General features: G+C 40.7%; 8 protein-coding genes. All 8 read right to left on the reverse strand.

Annotated elements, in window-relative coordinates:
• Positions 1-431: ABC transporter ATP-binding protein (locus tag HN459_08215; GenBank protein ID MBT3479429.1), on the reverse strand; the 431-nt coding region annotated here is incomplete at its 3' end.
• Positions 428-763: a hypothetical protein gene (locus HN459_08220; protein ID MBT3479430.1), complete on the reverse strand. Its 336-nt coding sequence runs from the start codon at positions 761-763 to the stop codon at positions 428-430. The genes HN459_08220 and HN459_08215, both read right to left, overlap by 4 nt.
• 11 nt (positions 764-774) lie before the next feature.
• Positions 775-1,962 carry a glucose dehydrogenase gene (locus tag HN459_08225; GenBank protein ID MBT3479431.1) on the reverse strand — a complete coding sequence of 396 codons (1,188 nt, stop codon included), beginning with the start codon at positions 1,960-1,962 and terminating at the stop codon, positions 775-777.
• Between the two features lie 94 nt (positions 1,963-2,056).
• The gene (ligA, locus tag HN459_08230) at positions 2,057-4,078 is read right to left on the reverse strand and encodes an NAD-dependent DNA ligase LigA (protein MBT3479432.1); all 2,022 of its coding nucleotides are present in this window, start codon (positions 4,076-4,078) and stop codon (positions 2,057-2,059) included.
• Positions 4,063-4,563, reverse strand: a complete 501-nt coding sequence (locus tag HN459_08235) for a hypothetical protein (GenBank protein ID MBT3479433.1) — start codon at positions 4,561-4,563, stop codon at positions 4,063-4,065. Before HN459_08235 ends, ligA begins: the two co-directional genes overlap by 16 nt.
• Positions 4,520-4,942: a hypothetical protein gene (locus HN459_08240; GenBank protein MBT3479434.1), complete on the reverse strand. Its 423-nt coding sequence runs from the start codon at positions 4,940-4,942 to the stop codon at positions 4,520-4,522. Before HN459_08240 ends, HN459_08235 begins: the two co-directional genes overlap by 44 nt.
• Positions 4,939-5,955 (reverse strand): hypothetical protein, encoded by a 1,017-nt coding sequence (locus HN459_08245; GenBank protein ID MBT3479435.1) that lies wholly within the window; start codon positions 5,953-5,955, stop codon positions 4,939-4,941. Before HN459_08245 ends, HN459_08240 begins: the two co-directional genes overlap by 4 nt.
• Positions 5,956-6,039: 84 nt before the next feature.
• Positions 6,040-7,167, reverse strand: a complete 1,128-nt coding sequence (locus HN459_08250; protein MBT3479436.1) for a tetratricopeptide repeat protein — start codon at positions 7,165-7,167, stop codon at positions 6,040-6,042.
• Between the last annotated feature and the right edge of the window lie 96 nt (positions 7,168-7,263).

Raw genomic sequence — 7,263 nt, forward strand, 5'->3', positions numbered from 1 at the left:
AAACGCCGTTTCATTCCACCTGAAAGTTGTCTTAAGCGGGCTTCCCGTTTTTCTTCTAAGCCGAGGCGAGAGATGAGTTCATTCACTCGCTTTTTCGCCTTTTCTTTGGGAATACCATAATATCCTGCTTGAAAATATAGCAGTTTATCTAAGGGAAAAAACCAATCTTGGGTGAACTCTTGGGCAGAGATGCCCACTTGTGAGCGGGTAAACCGATAATCTTTAACCGTGTCTTTTCCAAAGATTTCAGAGTTACCTTCATTTTTTCTTACGAGACCTGTGAGAATATTTATTGTGGTCGTTTTTCCGGCGCCATTGGGTCCTAATAGTCCAAAAAATTCTCCATCACCAATGGTTAAGTCAATTCCTTTAAGGGCGACTGTATCTTCGTAGCTTTTTTTAAGATTCCGAATTGATATGGCAGGCGTCATTTATCCTCAACATCAAACCCGATTGGGGTATCAAATGGAAATGGGAAATCAAATCCTTCGACACCTGGGAAGTGAACCACAGAAGCTATAAATCCCCAGGGAATTAACATAGAAGCGGTCACTTTTTTTTCTCTCGTTGATTTCCCCTTTTTAATTATCGGTACCTTAAAAGAGGGATGCTCTACCCATAAGCCATACTCATCATAACCCACTACTTTCACATAAATTTTATTTTTTTCGATGCCCAATTCTTTTAATGGATCGTGTCCATCTAATACGAGCAATACCACATCATCAAGAATTTCGTCAATTTTCATGGGAGGTTTATCCATAGCAGATTCCTTTAGTTTTGGATTATGATTTTATACACGCCGCCATTATAATCTATAATATATAATTCACCATCTGCATCTTCTCCAAAGGATGAAATATAATTAGTGAATTCACCTTCAGCGAGATTGATTTCTTCCGTTCTATTTTGGAACTCAACTGCTTTCCCATTCTCCACTTTAAATGACCAAACATTCCCGGAACAGTAGTCACCAAATAGATAAGTGCCTTGCAGCCCTTTAATTTTTTTACCGCGGTAAACATAGCCGCCAGTGACAGAACATCCATCCACATCAGGTTGATCCATTCCTGTTAAAGTACGCATATAATTGGCATCGTTAGGGTATTCCAAGATTGGCTGTGTTAGGCCAGATTCGTTGCAATTATCTTCAGGATTGTAACAGTGTCGCGCCTCCATAATCCGCCAACCATAATTCACACCGCCTTTACTTTTTGCCGGCTCATAGTTGATTTCTTCCCATTTGTTTTGTCCCACATCACCGTAGAAAATATCTCCATTCTTCCGGTCGAATGAAAATCGCCATACATTGCGCAATCCCCATGCCCAGATTTCACCACGTTTATTTTCCTGTCCATAATATGGATTGGATTTTGGGATACCATAAGGTGTTTGATTTACATCAATACGAATCACCTTCCCGAAAATAGTATTTAGATCCTGCCCTGCATTATTTGGATCACCAGCTTTACCGCCATCGCCGATTGAAATATAAAGGTATCCATCTGGACCAAAAGCCATGTGGCCACCATTATGGTTGGAAAAGGGCTGTTTTAAATCAAATAGAATTCTTTCGGATGAATGGTTAGCCCTTTGCTTATTTTTTACTGTGAATTCTGAAACCACCGTATAGCCATCATTATTCATATAATTGATATAAAATTTTCCATTTTTAGTATGATTGGGATGAAAAGCAAAGCCAAGGAGACCTCGCTCATCTCCAGGGCGGCTTGGGTTCACGACCTGTTTTTTAATATCTAAAAATGGCCGTTTAAGTTTTTCCCCATTTTCGATAACAATGATTCGTCCCGCTTGTTCTACCACATATAGTAAGTTGGAATCCGTTGGATATGAGGTAATAAAAAGTGGTTTTTTAAATCCATCGGCAATTTCGATGGATGAAAGGGATGGCGATTGACCAAATAGTAGAATAGGAAAAATGAATAGAATTTGTTTTAACATAGGGGAAATTAATAAAAAATTATCAAAATCTCCTGACATTGATTTGAGGTCAGGAGGCCTCAAAAGGTCTTTGTTTATTCATTAATTATTTCTTTCATGATATTATTTTTAAAAATTCTTCTTCGGTCAAAACCGGAATTCCCAAATCTTTCGCTTTTTTTAGTTTGGATCCAGCCCCGAGCCCTGCCACCACATAATCAGTTTTTTTACTCACAGAACCGCTGGCACGGCCACCATGAGATTCGGTCATTTCTTTTGCATTATTGCGACTGAATTGAGTAAGCGCCCCTGTAAAAACAATCGTTTTTCCGTCTAAAATATTACTTTTGGGGCCTGCAACCTTTTCTAACTGAATCCCGAGGCTAAGGCACGATTCAACCACATCAACATTAGTGCAGTCAGACCAGAATTTGGTAATTGTTTCAGCAACGATTGGGCCTACTTCATCAATAGCTTCTAAATTTTCAACAGAAGCAGAAATGAATTTTTCAATATCCCCGGTAAAAGCTTGTTCCAGTATTTTAGAAATATGTACACCTACATTTCGAATCCCAAGGGCATAAATAAAACGGGCAAAAGTTGTTTGCTTTCCAGTCTGGATGGCAGCGAGAATATTTTGTGCAGATTTGTCGGCCATTCGTTCCAGGTTTAACAGATCATCATAACTGAGTTTAAAAATATCATCCACGGTAAGAATCAGTTTTTTGTTCACTAATTGATCCACCAATTTTTCACCGAAACCATCTATATCTAAGGCAGTTTTGGAAACAAAATGTTCAATTCTCCCTTTAACCTGTGCGGGGCAGGAGAGGTTCTGGCAGCGGGCCACCGCTTCATCTTCGGGCCTAAATACTTCGTGGCCACAGGCGGGACATTCTTTTGGTAATTGGTAAGCTTCAGTATTTTTTGGTCGTTTATCCATGATCACTTTGACTACTTCCGGAATCACATCGCCGGCTCGCTGGATTAAAACTGTATCGCCAATGCGAACATCTTTACGATCAATTTCATCCTGGTTATGGAGGGTTGCATTAGTCACAACGACACCGCCCACATTCACAGGTTCAAGTTTTGCTACCGGTGTCACGGCTCCGGTTCGGCCGATGGAGGGCAAAATGTCATTCACCACAGTGGTCACTTGCTGCGCCTTAAATTTCCCTGCTATAGCCCACCGCGGTGATCGGCTGCGGATACCGAGGGCATTTCTTTCAGAAGAAGAATTTACCTTAAAAACAGTGCCATCAATTTCATAAGGGAGTGTATTCCGGCGTTTCTCCAGCGTTTGATGAAATGAAATCATCTCCGCGCTATTCTTTATCTTTTTGATCTCCGGATTTACAGGAAACCCCCATGCTTTTAAAGCAGTGAGAAATGAATCGTGGGTAGAAAAAGAGATGCCATCAAGGGTTCCTGCTTCATAGCAAAAAATAGATAGAGGGCGCGTGGCAGTGATTTTTGAATCTAATTGGCGCAGGCTTCCTGCTGCCGCATTCCGCGGATTTGCGAAGGATGCAAGGCCTTCTTTTTCTTGATTTTGATTCAGTTTCTTAAAACCATCCTTGGGGATAAATACTTCGCCCCTCACTTCCAGTAAAGTTGGCGCATCCAATTTATTGGTCCGTAAGGAAAGGGGAATTGCTAATATGGTTTTTAAATTTTGTGTAATATTTTCCCCTATGATGCCATCGCCCCGAGTTGAACCATTGGTGAATAATCCATTTTCATATACCAGTTCAACCGCCAGTCCATCCAGTTTTGGTTCTGCCATATATTCAATATTATTCTCAGTGTCGAGCCCCTTTTTGGTGCGTTCATCAAATGCGTGAAGTTCCGCCTCCTCCATGGCATTGGCCAGTGAAAGCATTGGCATGCGATGAGTAGTTGAACCAAATGCAGAAAGTGGTTCAGCGCCGACACGGCGGGTGGGAGAATCTTCGGTGGCTAAATCCGGATAATCTGTTTCAAGCGTTTGCAAATCTCGAAATAATTGATCATACTCACTATCAGAAACATGGGGGTCATCTAACACATAATACTGATAATTATGATCATTGAGTTGCTTCCGCAAATTATCAATTTGTTTTTGAATCGCAGTCAAATTTAGTTTCTCAAAGATGCCCGCTTTTTAAAATATTCGGCTGGATTTAAAAGGTGTTTTGTAACAGGCATAATTTGACCGGAACTATCCACAGGTGTTGCAAACATACCGCCATCTTTTAAATAGACGGTGAAAAAATAAACTATTCTTCCTGCGGGGTTTTCCTTTGGATCATAACGAAAAACATAGCGTTTATCTTGAGGATTAAATGGAACTTCCCGTAGCCGGGATATTGTATCGGTCTTATAGAAAAGGCTTACTGATTTAATTTTATCACGAGGATATTTTGTAAATACCTCTAGTTCGAATGCTCTTGAATTAAACAATACCCTGGCAGGGTGATGGAACACCTTGGGCGTAAAAGAAAATTTGGGCATTTTGAAATCGAGTGTATCAATTTCTTGTGCGGAAACGAACCAAACCAGCAAAAATATTAAAATTCGTTTTAGGATTGGTTGCTCATGTTGAGGTAAAGGTGATGCACTTTTTATACCAATGGTCATATGTTACCTGTTTGCGAATCATATAATCAGCTGTGCAGCGGGCGTTGGCTTCACAGATATCTGTCCCTTTACCACGCACGTCATAATGCATAACGACTACATATTTTTTAAAAGGCTTCTTGGCATACTGCCCCATATTGGCTAGCGCAGAAACAGCAAAACTTAGATCTTCGCTAGAGCGGTTCCTGTCCGCTTTTATTTCTACATGGTAAACCCGCTGTCCTTGATCCATATAAATTTTAAGGCCCATGAGTTTGGGCGCCGTATGATTCCGCGCGAAATATTGGGGCGTCATAGCGGCAATTTGTTTATCCGTAAATTTTGGTTTTGCAACTGCGATTGACGTAATGGCTAAAAGTAATGTTAAATATTGTTTCACGATTTATTCCTTTTTCTTGATATTAAAATTAAACCCATCAGGATGACCAATGCACCGATGACAATAGCCATCTGAACTCTTTTTGGATGATAGACAATGGATGCAGCTTCTATGACATAATCATCATTGAAAAAATCCTCATAATTAAAAGACCACCATAATGTATCATTAGAAATTGAATCTGCATTGGAGAGGGTAATAACTCCGGGGAGAATTCCGGCAAATTTAAATGTATCATCATTAAGGCCCACCGTTACATTGGCTTCATCGATGAAAGGGAGCATAGCATTCATACAAGCCACTGAGAAATTTTTAGGAAGGTCATCTGAAAAAGGCCTGAAGTTGGTTTCAATCAAATCCCGGGGGAGGAAAAATATATTTTCCCTGTCATCGTCTTCATTGTCCATTACGCCGAACAAATTGCCTTCTTCTTCCGCTTTATGAAATACACCACGGAAATGATTTAGAATACGCTCTTTTAATAAATTATCAATGGACATTTCTTCCTTTAGGTCATCCATCCCCATGCGCAAACAGTACATAATAATTTCTGTTTCAACAATCTTATCGGTGGAGTCATTGCCAGCATCCTGCATGGATTTAGCCAATAATGGGTATTTCTGGCTTACGCGCCTTCCTTCAAATAATTGGTTGAGGGTAAAGGTCGTAGAAAACAGCCCATCGTTTTTTATAATAGTAATCGGATGCCGTTGGGGTGCAGGACCATCTTTTTCAGTATAAAATGAAGTGGTACCCATTAAAATAGCTTCGGAATTGATTATGTGAACGGTCTCTTTACTATCTTCTTTTCCCTTTTCAATAATTTCTGAAGCCCATGGGTTTTTCATGGGAACCCTGAAGTCTTTGTTATAAACATCTTTTTTATCCCCTTCCGTATGGAATTTCATATGGTATTTTCCATCAGGGAATACGCGGACGGTAATTAATGTTTCAACACACTGCATTGAAAAGAAAGCAGTGAAAAATAAAAGGAGAATTTTGGGCTTCCGCATGGCTTTAATTTACATGAATCAGCAGGGGTTAAAAACAAAAAGGGCCACCCGAGTGACCCTTTTTTTCATCAATGAAAATTAGACTTAAAATGTCATCCGTAAGGATGTCTGCAATGCCCGAATGATTAGAAGAGCATCAGCGCCGGTAACATCACCTGCTGGCTCAAATCGGCCTGTTATCATATCCGCCTGCATAATGCCTCGCTCAGCACAAAGAGCCATGGCGTTGTAAGCAAAATGACTACTGGGTACATCGCTGAAACGACTTTGAGCTTCGCCGAAATAGCGTGTTTCCAGGCTTTCATCCCGAGTGGCAACAACTAAGAGTCTCTGAACCGCCATAGCGTAGATAGCTCGAGTTATCCTATCATCGGGATAAAAATTGCCATCTGGTTCAACATCCATAATACCGTAGCGAATCATATCTTTGATCCATGCTTCTGCCCAGTGGCCATTGGCATCATTCGGGGTTGTGATTACAGCAGTTTGAGTTGCTTGTCCAGGCGTTTGAAATCCGCCTGCATTTTGTGCGGGCATACGGTCAAACAAAACGCCGATCTTTAATTCTTCCGCAAACAATACAGCCAAATCAGCTTTATTAATTCTTTCTTTTAGGGCTACTTTTTTCCCCACGGATGTTCCAGGCATTGCGCGAACAATTTTTTGGGACAGTTTCCATTTGGCATCTGCTTTGCCCGCATAGTCACCCCGTTTATTAACTACCTTCCGAAAATAGCTTTCAGCTTCATCGAATTGGTAATTATAAAGATGGGCCACACCATACCAATACATGGCACCTTCGTGCTCCTTGTCTCTTTTGAGCGCTTTTCTTAAGTAATCTTCGGCCCGTTTAAACCACTTTTTCTCTGAATCGCGCATAGTAATCCAGACTTGGCCGCTTAAGGAAAGAGCTGCAGGATCTTTGGATCCGCGACTGGCGCATTTGGAGGCATGATCCTTGGCCAGTTTGTTATTACCCAGATTGGCGTGGGCCAATCCGAGACCGCCATACCCCATGGCAAATTTCTTGTCCAGGTCAACCGACCGTTGAAATGACTTGATTGCCTGCTGATAATCGCCATTATCGATGGCGCGCATTCCGGCTTTAAAATGATATTCAGGTGTATCTACATCACTTTCCGGTTTTGTGGCGCAGGCTACCAACAGCATTAGAGCAAAAATTGAGATTAATGATAGTTGTTTTTTAAGCATAATGTATTCCTCGAAAAGATTATTCACTGCGAATATACTCTGTTTCAAACATAAATTGAAATAACATGAATTGGTACATTTGATCTATATCACATT

It is taken from the genome of Candidatus Neomarinimicrobiota bacterium, assembly GCA_018647265.1.
In the GTDB taxonomy this organism is placed as follows: domain Bacteria; phylum Fidelibacterota; class Marinisomatia; order Marinisomatales; family TCS55; genus TCS55.